Genomic DNA, 16,316 nt, shown 5'->3' on the forward strand with positions numbered 1-16,316 from the left:
TGAAGCGTAAATGGATAAGTAATTGACTTGCAAAAAAAATCATATAAAGAACCTCATCATAATATATAGATGCTTAAGAATGAAAAATTTATATTATTTAAGAATTGCCACAAATAGCACTACAGGACGTAGAAGTGTAATGTTGCAAACGTCTGAAGTAGAAAGGAAATGAACTTGAGACATATTATTAAAAAATTAAAGAACCATCCCAAGGTCATATTTATGATTTTAGGATTGATTGTCGGAGTCCTTTTCATAGGGCTTATTTTTATGCTTACGAAACAGTATTTTATTAAAACCGAACCAGTGGCCAAACGCTATGACAAAATTAAGGAAATCACTAATATTGCAAAGCCCCAAGCCTTGGTCGAAACGCAACCAGACCCAGAAATTGAGGGGCGTAGTAAGACAACTATAAAAAACCGCTACTTGCTTTTTGAGAATATGGATATGGAAATGGTGGAGTTTGCTCAGAATCAACTTGAAGATTTAGCAGTATTTTTACTAGACCTTAAAGAACAAGCCTTTGATGAACAGGCTCAACAGAATGATATAGAAGCATACTTCACTACCAATCAAGACATGATTTTAAAATTTCTAGGTGAAATAAGTCTTAAGGAGTTCGAAAAGTTGTCTAACGCTCTTGTGCAAGAAGATATTAATTTGACTTTAAATGAAGACTTCACCCAGCTAAAAGGTGCAGGCCTTGTCCTGTTCCGTCTAACAAGTGGATCACTTGAAATTGAGTGTACCTTGGGACTTGAGAAAAAGACCTTTATATCCCAACTAATCAAATACTGAATGTAATAGAAGGGAGGTAAGCCTATGAAAGTATGGCAGTGGGGCGTTGACTTTGTCACGACCGTAATTGGATCATTCCTTGGATCATCATTTCAAACAGGTGCCTATCTATTTGGCACATATGTACTTATGACACCGCTCATGATTGAGTTTGAATGGATGAAAACCCCGTGGGTGGTCGCTGTTGCTCTTGCCATTATCATATCGATAATATTTGTTATTGTGGGCATTTTCAAAATGTATTTTAAGAACGATGCAGATATTGATTGGAACAAGACATTTAAAATTGTCATTGTGGCCATATTTTTATCAACAGCCACAGTGTTTGTGGTAGATTTTTTCTCATTCGCCTGGCATATGACAGCCAATCAGCTTATTAAGCCCGTTCTTATAAGAGAGTATAAAACACAGGCCAATGAATCCTTCATAGCTCAGGAAGATCTGGAAGACCACGAAATTGATTTTGATGCCTTTGATCCTTCAGCCCTGCTACTTCTTAGCTATGGTGCAGGTCGTGGTATACCAGAAGCTGAAACACCAGTCGGTGGAGGCAGTTTGTCTGAACAGCTTGATGAATATACAAATAGTGGCGATGAAGACATCCCAGTGTATGAGTATTTTCTAATTCGTAATGGAGGGGATGGATCTCTCACAATGGTCCTGGCCATGATTTTAGCCTATCTTATGGGCCTACTTGGCATATTTAGAATGGCAGTGCTTATGGTCCTTGCTATAGGAGGGCCACTTTGGATGGCCTTCGTTATTTACTCAACGAGTTGGGACACCTTGAAAGTGTATTTCTATATGGTTAATCTCACTATAGCCATAGGCTATATATTCGAATTCGCATGGTTTATAAATGTAATGATTAGTCGTTCTGGCCTACCCTTTGGAGTCCAAACCATTGCCCTACTCATATATTTGGCAGCTATGGCCTTCACAATACTTGTATGGATGAGGGGCTGCATGTGGGCAGCGAGAGAACCGATTACTCTAGGGGCTGCCACATTTGCCAAACATTATGGTGGGGTTGCCCTTAAACTTGGTGATAACCTAAGCGATATGGGGCAGTTTTTTGGTTTTGAAAAAGTACAAAAGGCCGGAGATGAAATGTCTATTCACGGAAGTGCCATGGATAAGCTTTCAGACGATTTAATGAATCAGAATATAAATGATGGTATTAGAAACCATATGGACGCCCTCCATAACCATGAGCGCTACCACTACTATGAAGAGGCCAGTCGAAAACAAGCCTTTCTAGGAACAAGCTTTGGAGCACATATGGAAAAATCAAACTACACAGGAGTTGTTGCCCTTGGAATGAACACTTACGAGTTTACAGACCTCCTAGAAAGGGAAGGCCTAGCCGATGTGATCGATATTGATGGAGAAGATGTTTTCATAAAGGATGAATACTTAGAAGAAGCCCAGCAAATACTGAAAAATGCCTACATGAATGACAACCTAATGGAGGTGGCTTATGATGGCGCACCAGGACATATTGTTGTGAATGATGAAGTCCTAGACAATATTATAGAAAATGCAGAACAAGAAGAGATTGACCTAATGAATGTGGTCCATATTCAAGTTGATCCAGGAGGACAACTAAAAGAAATGCGATCAAATATGAAAAATTATGCTTCACTCGACAAAGATGACAACTTAGTTAAGATGCCAGGAGGACTTTTAGGCGTCAACTTTGAGGATAAGAAGCGGTATGAAAATATGAAAGGGGTCTTCAAAGCATTTGGTGTTGAATATACAGACAATAAAGACCAGTCCATGTTTATAAACGAAACCCAGTATAAGGCTCTAGATGAAAAGTTCAATACACTCCATGCATTAAAAGAGTTGGGGGTTGACTCTGGTTTTGAAGCCCTTTACAACGCAGATACTGAAGAAGTGTATGAAGTGGATAGAATCAAAGAACTGCTCCACTCTCTTGACGTTGGATTTGAAGATAAAAACACCATATTTATAGTAGATGAAGACGTTGAAGACACAATAGAAAGCCTTCTAAGCACAATAGATGAAGAGCTTGAGGTCAAAGAACAAAGACGATACATGGCCCTTAAAATGGAAACAGAATATGCCTATGACGACCTTAAAAGGGAACTTTACACCCAACTACCAGCAGGCAGCATATTGACAGAGACAAGCAAAAGCCGTAAACGAAAAGAAATTATGATTGACCAGGCCTATGTTGAGGAAGCCATGAAAACAGTCAAGGCATATGACAAAAGACAGCCCTACTGGCTGGCTGAAGATGGCATGTACATTACAAAGCGAAAAGGCGGATTTATTTTATATGAAACAGATCCACCTGAAGATGGGCGTTTTATGGGATTTGCCCCAGTAAGCATTAAGGGAGGGATTGCACATTGAGTGAAGTGAATCAATCAACAGGATTAAGACTTAGAACACTTTATCAAGACCTATCAGGAGATATTAAACTCTTTGGGTTAAAAGTGAATCAAGGCATTATATTTCTAGCAGTGCTGATCTTTTCAGTCCTGCTTTCTTTAATTATGCCAATTGGAATGAGGCTAACAATTTATGCATCTCTAGCTCTAACATATGCTTTTCTCTTTCTAAATGTGAACACATTTAGAAAGACGCTAAAGCAAAATAAAAGAGATAGAAAAAATGCTTCAGGAGAATATTTGTGCGATTTAAAAAACATTGACTATATCTCTGAAGACAAAGAGGGCAACCAAGTCGTATTCACAAAAAATACAGTGGCGCCCTAGGAACTTGCCCTGGGAGAGCAAAAAGAATCAGAAGCCAGAGCCTGGGCTATGAATCTTACAGAACTTGTTTGCCATAGACAATGTGAAGTGAGTGTATTCGCTTATACACATATGGAAAAGGAAGCCCATTTTCAAAGGCAGTACGAAAGAGGTCTTAATGAGAAAGAAGAAACGAAAGATTTAACCCTAAATAGGGTCGACCATCATTCAAGACTTAGAACAGCATCAATGGAAGTGACCTATATTAATAGAATTAGGCGCCTATACGGCGACACAAATGACTATGAAATGGAAGACCTAATCCACCTTATGCCAGGTATAACACTTGGGCAAAGTGCCATATTGAAGTTGGCAAGTCACCTTAGTCCAAATGCAAGGCGAAAACGAGGAAAGTAGGTGTAATGTGCAAAAGATAAGAGAAAAAATCAATCACGACATTAAAATTGAAAACACTAAGAGTCAGGTCAATGGCACCTATAGTAAAACCATACTTATTCATAAGTTCCCGAAAAAGGCAACGCCAGGATTCCTATATGCCCTTGCCCATGGAAGTCATGTGGGCATTGATGAAAAGACCCTTTCAAAAGGCAAACCTGAAGAGTGGGCTTCTAAACGAGTCGATGTCAATCTAGCCTGGCACTTTAAAGAGGCTGAATTTGACTTTACGCCACTCGGTAGAATGCTTCTTACCAATAAACTAAAAAGGGTTAATGCCAAAATTGAAAGACAAAGTAAAAGCACAGATATTGCTGAAGTGGTTGACCCCTCACTTATTGAAACTCGCAATGGTCTTATGGATATTCTTAGATCAGACAGGCCCAATGACTACTTAGAAGTCCACTATGTTATGACATTCAGCTCCAATGACAAAAAGGCTCTTGATGACAGTCTGAACGCCTTCACAAGAGAACTAAGAGACCAGCAGCAGGGCTTTAAGTTTAGAAAACTAAATAGAATGCAGGCCGTTGGTCTACGGGCAGCATGGATGCTTGGGAATCCAAGTAAACTTACCAAGAGGTACTCAGGACAGATTGTGAATCAGGACCAACTTGCAGCGTTTTATCCATACCTAGATGGTAGTCTGACCCAACCAGAAAAGGGTGTCTACATTGGCCATAGATCACCCAATGGCACAACCGTTCACATTGACTTTACCATAGGCTCAGATGGTCAAAATATTCTGGTCATAGGAAAGACCGGAAAAGGCAAGTCATTTTGGATAAAAGGGCTTATGGAAGGTCTTAGAGAAGCTGGGTTTAAAGTATACTACTCTGACCCTGATGGCGAGAGTAAAGACAAGATTGAACGCATGGGTGGCAAGTATATTGACCTTACCACCAACAATTCCATTTATGTCGACCCAGTTATAATACAACCTGCCCTCATGCCTCAAATTGATAAAAAAGCCTATTCGAAGGCCGAACTAAAAAAAATCGCAGAGTGCGATGCCTATAGGTATCAACAGGCTATGGATGACACCCTTTCCCTTGTTTCGACCCTTTGTGACGAATCTTGGGGAACAGGGCTTTCCAATGCAACGCAGTTTGCCTTCATGCAAATGTATGCCAGTGAAGGGGTTAAAGAAGATGATGATGGCACATGGGACTTAACCCAGGGCAATCCAGAAGTAAAGCTCAGAAAGCTTTATGATGTTATAAACATGCACGGAAAAGGCCAACGCCTAAATGAAGATTATGAACTCAGGTTTATGAAAGAATCTAAGGCCTTATCTGACGAACTCTGGACCTACTTTGAAGGTGGCAATCGCCATATGTTCACCAATCCCATTGATTATGATGAACTTTCAAAGTATCAAACCATAGGCTATAAAATTGCAACAGATCTTAATGATGACTCCAAACCATTTGTTAAGAAAATGGCCCGTATTAGATTAAGTATAATATCAACAATCAATAACAGGTTGATTATGAGAGACAGGCTTCTAAGAACCTGTTTCTCGGCAGAAATATTTGATGAGTTTCAGCGTTCAGGCAAGGAAGCTGACACAAAAGCAGTGGCCTATAGAGCCATGACGACATCAAGAAAATATAACTCTATGGCCATTATTGGACTGAATGATCCCACTGTTTTAGAGGACGGTATTTGGAGTAATGCAAGTCATAAAGTCCTTTTTTATGTTGAAGAAAACCTTATTCAAAGAACCAGAGAAAAACTCAAAATGTCTGAAGGACTCGTTTCAAAATGGTATAACTTAAAGCAGTATGAATTTATATATTCACAGTCAGATCCTGTCACCAATCAAGATAGAAGCGATATTTTAAGAATGTATTTACCAGAAGAAGAGAACAAACTGGCAGCCACTCGAGGCGTGGAAGGGGAAAATGCTGCTTAACTGTTAGGGGCGTTACAAGGTGCATTGAAAGACACTTAAAAAGCACCTCAAAATGTAAAAATGAATTTTAAGGCACATTACAAAGCACATTTTAAAGCGCCTGAAAATACGAAAACGTATTAAAGGGTGATTTTTTATGTGCTTTTTAAGGCGCTTTGTAAATCCCCTCAAAATCATATAGAAAATTGGAGGATAAACCATGAATGTTTTTGGAATTGGTCAAACTGATAAAAAACTAAGCACAAATTCAGTGAAGGTGACCACACGTCCAGTTGAAGAAGTGCATAAAAAATATAAGCACGTAGGTGAATCAAGTACGACTGGAGACGAACAAGAAACAAAGCGTAAAGAACAACGATTTCAAGAAGAGGCGCTTGAAAGTGGTCAGAGTCATACTAAGAAAGAAACCACAAAAGAAACTAAAAATGACTCTCTAAAAGACCCTAAAAAGAAGCCAGGAAGGCGAAAGAAAACTAGACCCTTACTTGATGAGAGAATTCCCATTCATGTGAACCCGGATATGAAAGAGCATTTATATAATTTCTTTAATGATTCGGCAAAAATGAGAAAAGCACTACTGCAGATGAGTGACTACAAGGGCGGAATCGAATAGAGAGGTGACCCATGGTATCAATAATAGGTGTGATGTTGTTCATTGTCCTGTCTTTTAAAGTCATAAAAAATATTGAACCAACTTTAAAACTCCTACGCAATGTATTAGGTATTATTTACTTTACAATTATGATTTACAAGGTGCAGACAGGTGAGACGTTTCAAATAAGTTCTGAAAACCTAGACCTTATTAAAATGCCTGTAGAATGGTTTTTCAACACAGGCATTGCAGGTCTAACGGGTTTTGTGACAACAGCTTTCACAGTATTTATGGATATACTGGCAAAAAGTTTTGACGCATTAATGAAGGTGGTGGGATAAATGAAAGACAAGGTACAGGCAAGGCTAAATGAGAAAAATGAAGTCATAAAAAAGAGAGCAAAAGACCAAGTGACCTCATCACTGAAATGGCTTGAAAGCAATAAAAAATCCTTTACAAGTCGGACACTAACAATGGGCATTATCCTCTTGACCCTAAGCATGGTGCTAAAAGGCATAAAATCGGTTCTACCAAGTTTTTATAAGACTATAAACATCATAGAAGGCTATGATCTTATTGAGTGGTCAGAACTGACAGGATGGGGCGTAACATTGATCGGTGGTGTCCTTTTCTTTTGTTTTTACATATATCCAACTCTTAAGAAGATACTTCTGTTTTTCTGGACACCAGTCTTTTATTTGATTCTATTTGTGCTTTCTATTGTGTTTAGAATCCTTGAATTATTAGGCGTAGGGGCAGGATTCATGAAAGCAGTACGCCACTGGGTGCCACAGTTAAGAATGAAAAAGAACAGACAAGATGAAAACAAGGATAAAGAAGACGAATCATCTTTTGAAGCCTTAAAAAAAGAACGTGTACGTAAGAAACAAGAAAAAAATTCAAAGAAAAATACTGTCATACCTGGCTCTGTAAAGCTTATAGAAAATGGTCCAACCTACTGCTTTGATATAAAACCAGAAGACAAAGAAAAAAGCAAAGCCATCGGTGACAAGGTTAAAGACCGCTTTTATTTTGCTTGTCAAAAATATGACCTTGAAGGCATAAAGGTAGAAAAGGTCATTAAAGGCCCTTCAGCAACAATACTGTGCTGCAACATAGGGTCAATGCCCCTATCAACCCTTACAAAGCGACAAGAAGATATAACAAGAGAAATGCATGTAGATGGAATACGAATAGAGAACGGACATGGACTTGTCAATGTCATAGTGCCCTGTCGGGCGGAAGAACGAGAGTTTGTCCAGTACTATGAAATCATAAAAGACTTTAAACCAAGCCCAAAGAGTCCTATAGAAATCCCAATAGGCAAGCTGACCACAGGCGAAATACTCACGGTAGATATAGCCAAACAGCCCCATATAGGCGTGGCTGGCCAAACTCAGTCAGGAAAATCTACCATGATCCAGGTGCTGGCCAGTTCTCTACTTATGAGGCATGGTCCAGAAACACTAAGGTTTTTAATGATAGACACAAAAATGGTAGAACTGACTTGTTACAACGATATTCCACACATGATAGGCAGTGTTGTGGTTGATCCTGATAAGGCCGTTGAAGCCCTTTCTAAGGTGGAATTACTCATGCGGTCCAGGTACAAAACCTTTAGCAATGTAGGCGTAAAGAACATAGAACAATACAATGCAAAAGCGAAGGAACCAATTCCATACACCATTGTTATTATAGAAGAGCTTGCTGACTTAATGATGAGCTCAAAGCTTAGTGAAACAACGGAAGACCTTGTGACCAAGTTTGCCCAGCTAGGAAGAGCAGCAGGCATACACCTCATTATTGCCACACAGCGCCCAACGGTTAAAGTTATGACCGGGCTCATTAAGGCCAATGTACCAGGACGACTTGTTTTTACAGTATCAAATTCGACAGATTCCATTGTGGCCCTCAATGAAGGCGGTGCAGAAAAGCTACTAGGCTATGGAGACGGACTTTATAAAACATCAGGTTTTAAAAAGCCCCTTCAGTTCCAAAGTGGATTCATAGATGAAACAGCAGTGGAAGGTATAGTAAACCACTGGAAAGCCTATAGCCCAGAGAAAGACATTACGAGCATAGATGAAGAGATAAGAAGTGATTTAGAAGGTACTGAAAATAAGACAAAGGATAAAAGAAATGAGTCAGCATCAAGAAAATCAGGGGTCAAAAATAGAGCATCTGCAACACATATGAGTGATGTTGAGATAAAGATGAAATCTGGGGCAGAATTACAACGAAAGCCAGACCAAACAATGAAGCCAAGCCACAAAAGTAGTCCAAGGACAAGGCAAAATATGAATGTTATGCCACAGTCAATACTCTCTTCAATAAGCAAGACAAGACAGACAGCCAAGATAAATGAAGTGAGCAGCGAAAAAGAAGACATTAATGGGGAGGCTAAAGAAGGATTAAATAATGAATGTAATGATAAATACAATGATGTAGCCAGTGATAAATTCAATCACAAATCTAAAGATAAATCAGAACAAGGTCTGATAGAGTGCGAAAATTTCAATCAAGGTGATAAAGATGAAGTTGTTGAGACTATGAATGACCATTTCGGTGATGACAAATCTAATGCATCTAGTTTAACTGCGTGCAAAGCAAATAATGAGCTAGAACCTGCTGGCCAAGCTGAGTACATAGAAAATTGTATTGAAGTAGAGCCATCTAGAAGAAAAGCTATAGCTTTTCAAGAAGACAACGTGATTAGACGTGACAAGAGTTTAGAAGAAAAGCAAAAGGCAGACCCAAAAGAAAATACAATAGAGAATCCAGAGATTCTTAAAATATACTCTAATTTGGATGAACAAACGCTAAGGGTAGGTGTGTTTGTCGCGGCGGTTCGATATAAAAACAAGTTTACAAGTGAACCAATCCTACCTTCAACCAGGAATATTAACGACATACTGAAAATGAAAAAAGAAAGACTATTAAAGAGTATGACCCTGCTGCATGAAAAGAAGGTAATTCAAAAGTCAGAGAAAAAAGGCAGAAATTCTGAGACAAAAATACTCATAACATATGATGACGCAGAAGAAATTTTAAGGGTTTATAAACCTGAAATTTTAAAAACTTAAGTCAGGCGTTTGCAAAAATACAGATGCACATTTTCATTAAATCGTATTAAATTTTGATTTTTTAATGTCTATCTATATAAGAAATGACGAGGGATTTAAATGGTATTTTGCAAGACGCTCAAATGAAATTGATGAATGGTTCCCAGGTATAAAAAGAATGGTTCCCACAGTGTAGAAAATTATAAAATATTAGCGTGGGAACCATTTGAGTAATTCGTAAGAACGTTGAAAATACACAAAAGTTAAAAAGTGAACCATGTACATAAGAAAGGAGTTTTTCATATGACTTATAAGCGAGAAAAATATGAGAATGATCTAAAAAATTACTTGAGTGAAGACGTATTTAAACATACAAAGAGAGTGGCCACTTATTCAGAAAGACTTGGGAAAATAATTGGATTAGATCAAATAGAGCAAGAAAAGCTATATGTGGCTGGACTATTTCATGATGTTGGAAAACAGATGATAAAGAGCAACATATGGCATAAGACTGACAACTTAAACCGAAATGAGTTTGAATTGGTCAAGAAACACCCCATAAAGTCGTATCAGTATATGCTTGACTCTGAAGATATATTTTTGCAGGATTTATCAGATATCGTTAAGCATCATCATGAGAATTTTGATGGAAGTGGATACCCATCGGGACTAGAAAAGTTAGATATTCCCCTCCTCTCTAGAATCATTGCTGTATGCGATGGTTTTGACGCGATGACTTCAAAACGATCCTATAGACCATTTGCCTACTCGGAAGAACGAGCACTAAAAATCATACGAGATAATAAAGGCATTAAATATGACCCATTTATTGTTGAAAGCCTAGAGTCCAATTTTAACGAATTTGCAGGTCAAAATAGAAATAGGAAAAAGAACGCCATTCATCAGGCGGTATAGAATAAGAAGAATCTAAAGATTGGAGGTGAAGGTTTTCAACTATAAAGACCATTTAATTGTTGGTGGGGCCACATATGCTGTATTTACAGTAGCAAGCGGACGTTTCACTCTGGATGGATTGGCAGTGGCATGTTTCTTTTCAGTATTAGCAGATGCTGACCAACTTCAAAGTAAAGTGTCACAACTCCTGTTTAATGCATCAACAAAAGTGTTTATGATTCTATCTGTGGTGATACAATTTATAGGATCAGCTATAGTAGCACTTAAGATTAGCAGCCACTTAAGCTTTTTTCAGGAGGCCAGACTAACCACCGTATTACTGTTCTTAATATTTTTCATTGTTCTAGAACCAAATGAAAATTTTATAAGACGACGAGCTGCCGAAACAACAAGTTTAATCTTGCTTTTATACGGATTGTATAATGGCAGTTCAATACTTGTGTGCGCAGGCGGTATCTGCCTAACTTATACAATTGCAGGCCATAGAAGTTTTGTTTCGCACTCGGCGCTGAGTCTAGCAATTTTATACGTCATGGTAAAACAGCTCTATCCAATTTATACTTTGCCAGTGCTTTTAGGGTACGGCTCGCATTTATTTGTTGATCATGTATTCGACCATGACAAATGTCCCTTAGCATTCCCAGTAGATTTGCTAGTAAAGAAGCATAAGTCAGAACATACAAAACGAGACCTGATATTAATAACAATCAATCTGCTCATTGCAAGTGGGTTGTTTTTTAATGCATGAAAGGAAGAAAAATATGAGTAAACGAATTGAATCACTCACGAACACGCTGTACTTCACAGAGTCAGACGATATCGAAGGAGGTATCAAAAAATCCACTAACGTTGGAGAAGATGCCTTTGTGTTTTGCGAAACCATAAACGCTGAGTTCCCATGGCTTAAGGAAGAGCAAGACTGGAGTGATGGGTTTAGACATGTCTGGGTGAGTGACGTAGAAAATGTCATTTTCACATATTGTGAAGGGGATGTTTCATTGTGTATTTATGAAAATAAAGGATCCTATGAAAGAGCTTATACAGAAGCAAATGCATTCTATAAGGATTTTTAGAAGCAGAAGAGAGTAAACCAAATAGTGAGATTTTAAAAGAGCCATGACTTTGTTTGAGTCATGGCTCTTTTGCGTTATATGGAAAATCTATGTAGACGAAAACAATCTAACCAAAAAACAAAAAGAGACGCCAATATACGCCTCTTTTGCATGGTATTCTGATCAATTATTGATCATATTTGGGAGTATTACGCTATGTAATTGTTATTATATGGTTAATAATGGAAAAAGTCAATTATAATTGTAAAAATATTCTTACAAGTTTTTAGTAATAGTTTATACGAAAATCAAAAAAATATAATTTAGGGAAGGGAAATAATGGTTTGTGTTGAATAAGTAATGGCTGGGAGTGAATTTTAGTCGTATAAACTGCGGTTATATGAGTATATATGATGGTTGTAAAGTGATAAGTTATGTAAAATTCAAGACCAAGTCTTAGCATAGAAGTATATTAAGCTAGTTGCGAGCATAGAATTAGAGCATGGAGAGCAATGTCGAGTGTTTTTAATAGAATATTTTAATTGGAAAATGACTTTATTTAGAATTGTGGTCAACATGTATAACACAGTTTTGAAAAGTGAAATAAAAAAATCAAAGACGTTAGTGTGTTTTATTGGTGAGCAAAATCAGCTAGTGTGAGAATGATAATCTGGCCTTGAACAATACATAACACAGCGGTACCCGCCATGCGCCGAGTGAATAGAGTTTAACTTTGAACTGGGCTTTTAGAATATTCCCGACATCCACAAATATTGTTAAGATTCGAGCGCACGACCGTGAACCGTGGGAACGTTAAGTGACATTTTAAGGAGTACATAATGGACATTAATGAGAATATGTTTGAAAAGCTCTATAGATATTACTCTGATTTTCTTGGATTGATAATCCAAAATGTTATAGGAATCTCATTGATAATTAAGTTCTATTCAAAAGAATCTACAACTGTATATACCAATGGTGAGTTTATTGTTAAAGATTGTATTGTGTTATTGTTCTATGCAGCAGTTTTAATATTATCTAATCTATTCTGGTGTAGCTGGAACTACAAGTTCCCAAAGGCTAAAAAAAACACTCATGCAATTGCAGTTTGTCTAGAAGCTGAAAATTTTGCTGATTATATATATATTAGAAAAGTTTTTATCCGTAGATTCAAGAAAATTGTTGAATCTAATGACGAGCTTAATATTAAAGTAGTTTTCTTTCAGTATTTATTATCTAAAAAATTAATGAATAAAAGCATAGATAGACGTAGGAAAATTTTTGCCAAAAGCAAGTATAATCTTATAATTAGCGGCACAGTCGATCAAGGAAATCTATCAACAGGACCAGCCGTAAAAATACAGGCAAGCTTAGGTGTACTAACAAGCAACTTAAATCAGCGTGTTCAAGCAGGACTTGCAGATGAACTTGCACGTGTATTAGATGATTATGTTATTAATGAAAGTGATGACTTAAACGATAGATTTGAAGTAGGAAAGGAACTGTCAATAGTCGTAGAGTATATTTGTGGTATCGCAAGTGTATTATCAGGTGAATTTGATTATGGACTAAAAGCCTTTCATTTTGTTCAAGAAAGTTTATTGGATTACAAACTTAATAGGAAGGCAATCAATTATATTAAAAGTCGAATTGAGTACGTTAGCAATCAATCGTATTTAGCTTCAATAAATAAGGCATATATGAAGTATCTGAAGACTATGGAAAATGAAGATGAGATTGTAATAAGAGAAGCATTAGAAATCATGCAAGGTATGAAACATGTTGAATATGACTATCACTTGGGCATGGCATCCATTGAGTTTTTAAGTGCAAGAAGTATTGATAAGTGTAGATATCATATTGATAAATGTAAGGAGTACAAACCACGAGATGTGGCATGGAAGTACAGCAAAGCGTTTATTGACTGCTATGATGATAAACTAATGACCTCATATAGAATGTATAAAAAGATACTAAAAAAGTATTATTCAGATATTTTAGGTATAGAGTCTTATATTACTAAAGTGCTCTCATTTGAACCTGACAAAATTCAGTTTAATTTTGTCTTAGGTATGATCAATGAAATTTCTAAAGAGGATTACAAATCAGCCAAGGAGTATTATAAAGAGTTTTTGAGCACTGCCAAAGATGAAAAATTTACAGAAGTAGTAGGTGAAATTGTGGAACGAGTCAGTCGACTATAACTCCTTAAAACTTCACTTAACACAGCGGTGTCCCGCCATTCGCCTGGTGGTGTCAAAGTTAATGCTCTTATATTGTTTGGTGCATTGACTGAGCTAAAGGTGTTGCAATAGAAGGCGAACGACCGTGAACCTTGGGAACGATATGCAAAATAATTATAAGCTTATAATAATAAGGAGAGTATATGAAACTACTAAAATTTATTGGAAAACAGATTCATGGATATATTGATGTAGATATTTCATTTAATGATGATATATCAATATTAATAGGAGGGAATGGTTCAGGCAAAACCACTGCATTAAAGTTAATGCAAGCACTTATATCTCCATCATTTGAAGAGTTAATTACAATTGATTTCAAATTTATTAGCCTCGAGTTTATACATAGAAAATCTAGTGCGAGTATTGAGTGCCGTAAAGATGATGAGTACATTAGATTGAGATCATCACAGACAGAGGAAGAACTAATCATTGATAATATAGACAACTCAGAATATGAGTACTTACTAAATAATGACTCTAATCTATTACAAGAAAAAATACAAGAGTTACCATTGAAATATAGGCGACATCCAGTTATTGAGTATATTGTAAAATTGTCATCTCCAATATTTTTAGGTCTTGAAAGAAGAATTGAAATAAGTGATATTGATGAAAGAAAATTATACAGAAATAAGCCAATATATAGTGAATCGTATTCTAAAGCAGCTATGAATAGACGTCTTTACTCAGGAAATCTCAGTTCTAGTTTGTATGACGCACAAGTTTTAATCTCAGATTTTTACCGAAAATTGAAAAGACGAGATGATGCCAATCTTCTCAAAATGAAGGAAGAATTACTATTATCGTCTTTTAAATATCGAGAGTTTGATATGATAGCTTTTGATCAGAGTATGAAGAATTGGAATAGAAAACGAGATCTTCTTAATAAAAAGGATGAAGTACTTGAAGTGTTAGCAAAAATTGAAGGTGAACGCACTGTATTAACAAAAGAACTAGCACTTTTTTTTGACCGTATTGAAAAACTTTTACAATCTGAGAATACAAAAGAAGACGATATTAATCTTGAATTAATTATTAATATGACACAAATTGATAAGATATTTGAGTTACTTGATATTGTCCAGAAGCATAAGGAAACAACTGATAGAATGTACAGTAATATCAACAATTTTATACATATAATTAACAAATTTTTCATTGATTCTGATAAAACGATAGAGCTAGATTCATTGGGAAAAATCATTATTAGAAGACCAAATAGAAAATCATGTCCTGTAACATCGTTATCATCTGGAGAGAGACAGCTGTTGGTTATATTTGCACATGCATTTTTCAATAAATATAATGCAAATGAGAAAGTTTTTATAATAGATGAACCTGAGCTTTCACTTCATCTAAGGTGGCAGCAGATATTTATTGAAACAATTGTTGAGAATTGTCCTAAAACACAATTCGTCATGGCAACACATTCACCAGATATTGTGGATGATTATGAGGAAATGGTTAATAACGAGTGGAGGTGTTAGTATGTTAACATCTCGAAAGGCATCTGCAAAACATGCTAAGCATTTATTTCTAAAAGATTATAACGATATAAATTTTTATATTGAAGACAAAGATAAAGTTACTAAAAAGGTATTTCTCCAATTACTGAAAAGTACATTCCCTGAACTTAGATTAAGTAACATTTTTCCTTTAGGAGGAAGATCCGAAGTTGTTAAAGAATGTAGAAAATCTCAAGAAAAAGGTGTAAATGAGAAAGCTATTTACATAATCGATGGTGATATATACTTATTAACTGGCGAGTTTAATGAGCTGTATACAGATCTGGACGATCTCACGAAACTATTTGTACTACCAAGATATTGTATTGAAAATTTTTTAATTGAAGAAAAATCAATTTCTGATTTGCTTGACGATGAGGATCAAACACGCGACAAAATTGATTTAGAGTCAGAATTAGCATTTGAAAATTGGTTAAACAAGCAATGTGAATTGTTTAAAGAACTATACTTACATTATGCAATTTCAATGAAATTGAAGATGGGAATACCTACAATTTCTCAGAAGCTTAGTTCATTAATAAGTTCAGGAAGTGGAGACTTAGATGCTGAGAAGGTGAATCGTAAGAGCAAAGAAATAAAAGAGAAAATTATTGAGTTATATGGTGAACTGGTATTTGATGAAGAGTACAATCGTATAAAAGGAAATATAAATGATAATTGTGATTTTGCACTGAAATATGTTTCAGGTAAAGATCATTTATTCCCCTTGCTCCTTTTAAAAGCAAATAGCATTGTAAGAATAAAATCTTGCAATGATAATTTAAAAATAAGACTAGCTAAAAAGGTATCTAGCGATACTTTAACTGAGTTGTATGAGTTTACAACAGCGCTATATCCAGCTTAGAATAACTTCGCATAACATAGCAATTACTAGAATGCCCATGTTATATAAAAATAGGGGCTTTTATATTGGTTAAGTGTTCCAATAGAGTATATGAAATATACATATAGGGGCACAAAATACAGCGTTTGATTAGACGCTTACAGTCCATTTGAAAATTCACTAAAAAATCCTTTGA

The 16,316-nt window shown here is 36.3% G+C and carries 14 protein-coding genes; all 14 read left to right on the plus strand.

What is annotated here, in order from left to right; translation table 11 throughout:
* The first annotated feature begins 168 nt into the window (after positions 1 to 168).
* The 14 genes from ACQ4KW_RS03790 (at position 169) to ACQ4KW_RS03855 (ending at position 16,141) form a co-directional block, all read left to right on the plus strand.
* The gene (locus ACQ4KW_RS03790) at positions 169 to 801 is read left to right on the plus strand and encodes a hypothetical protein (protein WP_430885206.1); all 633 of its coding nucleotides are present in this window, start codon (positions 169 to 171) and stop codon (positions 799 to 801) included.
* Positions 802 to 825: 24 nt separating this feature from the next.
* Positions 826 to 3,186 carry a hypothetical protein gene (locus tag ACQ4KW_RS03795; protein ID WP_430885207.1) on the plus strand — a complete coding sequence of 787 codons (2,361 nt, stop codon included), beginning with the start codon at positions 826 to 828 and terminating at the stop codon, positions 3,184 to 3,186.
* Positions 3,183 to 3,551, plus strand: coding sequence for a hypothetical protein (locus ACQ4KW_RS03800; RefSeq protein WP_430885208.1), 369 nt, complete (start codon positions 3,183 to 3,185; stop codon positions 3,549 to 3,551). The genes ACQ4KW_RS03795 and ACQ4KW_RS03800 overlap by 4 nt, the downstream gene beginning before the upstream one ends.
* 48 nt (positions 3,552 to 3,599) lie before the next feature.
* Positions 3,600 to 3,947 (plus strand): hypothetical protein, encoded by a 348-nt coding sequence (locus tag ACQ4KW_RS03805; RefSeq protein ID WP_430885209.1) that lies wholly within the window; start codon positions 3,600 to 3,602, stop codon positions 3,945 to 3,947.
* Positions 3,948 to 3,954: 7 nt separating this feature from the next.
* Positions 3,955 to 5,904, plus strand: coding sequence for a hypothetical protein (locus tag ACQ4KW_RS03810; protein ID WP_430885210.1), 1,950 nt, complete (start codon positions 3,955 to 3,957; stop codon positions 5,902 to 5,904).
* Positions 5,905 to 6,103: 199 nt separating this feature from the next.
* Positions 6,104 to 6,517: a hypothetical protein gene (locus ACQ4KW_RS03815; protein ID WP_430885211.1), complete on the plus strand. Its 414-nt coding sequence runs from the start codon at positions 6,104 to 6,106 to the stop codon at positions 6,515 to 6,517.
* Between the two features lie 11 nt (positions 6,518 to 6,528).
* Positions 6,529 to 6,837 (plus strand): hypothetical protein, encoded by a 309-nt coding sequence (locus tag ACQ4KW_RS03820; RefSeq protein WP_430885212.1) that lies wholly within the window; start codon positions 6,529 to 6,531, stop codon positions 6,835 to 6,837.
* The gene (locus tag ACQ4KW_RS03825; protein WP_430885213.1) at positions 6,838 to 9,579 is read left to right on the plus strand and encodes an FtsK/SpoIIIE domain-containing protein; all 2,742 of its coding nucleotides are present in this window, start codon (positions 6,838 to 6,840) and stop codon (positions 9,577 to 9,579) included.
* Between the two features lie 282 nt (positions 9,580 to 9,861).
* The gene (locus ACQ4KW_RS03830) at positions 9,862 to 10,473 is read left to right on the plus strand and encodes an HD-GYP domain-containing protein (RefSeq protein ID WP_430885214.1); all 612 of its coding nucleotides are present in this window, start codon (positions 9,862 to 9,864) and stop codon (positions 10,471 to 10,473) included.
* 25 nt (positions 10,474 to 10,498) lie between these two features.
* Entirely contained in the window at positions 10,499 to 11,221 is a 723-nt protein-coding gene (locus ACQ4KW_RS03835; RefSeq protein WP_430885215.1) for a hypothetical protein, read from the plus strand.
* 13 nt (positions 11,222 to 11,234) lie between these two features.
* Positions 11,235 to 11,546, plus strand: coding sequence for a hypothetical protein (locus tag ACQ4KW_RS03840; RefSeq protein WP_430885216.1), 312 nt, complete (start codon positions 11,235 to 11,237; stop codon positions 11,544 to 11,546).
* A gap of 818 nt (positions 11,547 to 12,364) precedes the next feature.
* Complete coding sequence (locus ACQ4KW_RS03845; protein WP_430885217.1) at positions 12,365 to 13,729, plus strand: hypothetical protein; 1,365 nt, start codon at positions 12,365 to 12,367, stop codon at positions 13,727 to 13,729.
* A gap of 182 nt (positions 13,730 to 13,911) precedes the next feature.
* Positions 13,912 to 15,258, plus strand: a complete 1,347-nt coding sequence (locus ACQ4KW_RS03850) for an AAA family ATPase (RefSeq protein WP_430885218.1) — start codon at positions 13,912 to 13,914, stop codon at positions 15,256 to 15,258.
* A 1-nt stretch (position 15,259) separates the two neighbouring features.
* Complete coding sequence (locus tag ACQ4KW_RS03855) at positions 15,260 to 16,141, plus strand: DUF4435 domain-containing protein (protein WP_430885219.1); 882 nt, start codon at positions 15,260 to 15,262, stop codon at positions 16,139 to 16,141.
* The last annotated feature ends 175 nt before the right edge of the window (positions 16,142 to 16,316 follow it).

This window comes from Tianxiuia mixotrophica, from assembly GCF_050596425.1.
GTDB lineage: Bacteria > Bacillota > Clostridia > Peptostreptococcales > Acidaminobacteraceae.

Excerpts from the sequence above, each read along its gene's own strand:
- ACQ4KW_RS03790 (WP_430885206.1), top strand. The coding sequence starts at position 169 with ATGAACTTGAGACATATTATTAAAAAATTAAAGAACCATCCCAAGGTC.
- ACQ4KW_RS03795 (WP_430885207.1), top strand. The coding sequence starts at position 826 with ATGAAAGTATGGCAGTGGGGCGTTGACTTTGTCACGACCGTAATTGGA.
- ACQ4KW_RS03805 (WP_430885209.1), top strand. The coding sequence starts at position 3,600 with ATGAATCTTACAGAACTTGTTTGCCATAGACAATGTGAAGTGAGTGTA.
- ACQ4KW_RS03815 (WP_430885211.1), top strand. The coding sequence starts at position 6,104 with ATGAATGTTTTTGGAATTGGTCAAACTGATAAAAAACTAAGCACAAAT.
- ACQ4KW_RS03820 (WP_430885212.1), top strand. The coding sequence starts at position 6,529 with ATGGTATCAATAATAGGTGTGATGTTGTTCATTGTCCTGTCTTTTAAA.
- ACQ4KW_RS03825 (WP_430885213.1), top strand. The coding sequence starts at position 6,838 with ATGAAAGACAAGGTACAGGCAAGGCTAAATGAGAAAAATGAAGTCATA.
- ACQ4KW_RS03830 (WP_430885214.1), top strand. The coding sequence starts at position 9,862 with ATGACTTATAAGCGAGAAAAATATGAGAATGATCTAAAAAATTACTTG.
- ACQ4KW_RS03840 (WP_430885216.1), top strand. The coding sequence starts at position 11,235 with ATGAGTAAACGAATTGAATCACTCACGAACACGCTGTACTTCACAGAG.
- ACQ4KW_RS03845 (WP_430885217.1), top strand. The coding sequence starts at position 12,365 with ATGGACATTAATGAGAATATGTTTGAAAAGCTCTATAGATATTACTCT.
- ACQ4KW_RS03850 (WP_430885218.1), top strand. The coding sequence starts at position 13,912 with ATGAAACTACTAAAATTTATTGGAAAACAGATTCATGGATATATTGAT.
- ACQ4KW_RS03855 (WP_430885219.1), top strand. The coding sequence starts at position 15,260 with ATGTTAACATCTCGAAAGGCATCTGCAAAACATGCTAAGCATTTATTT.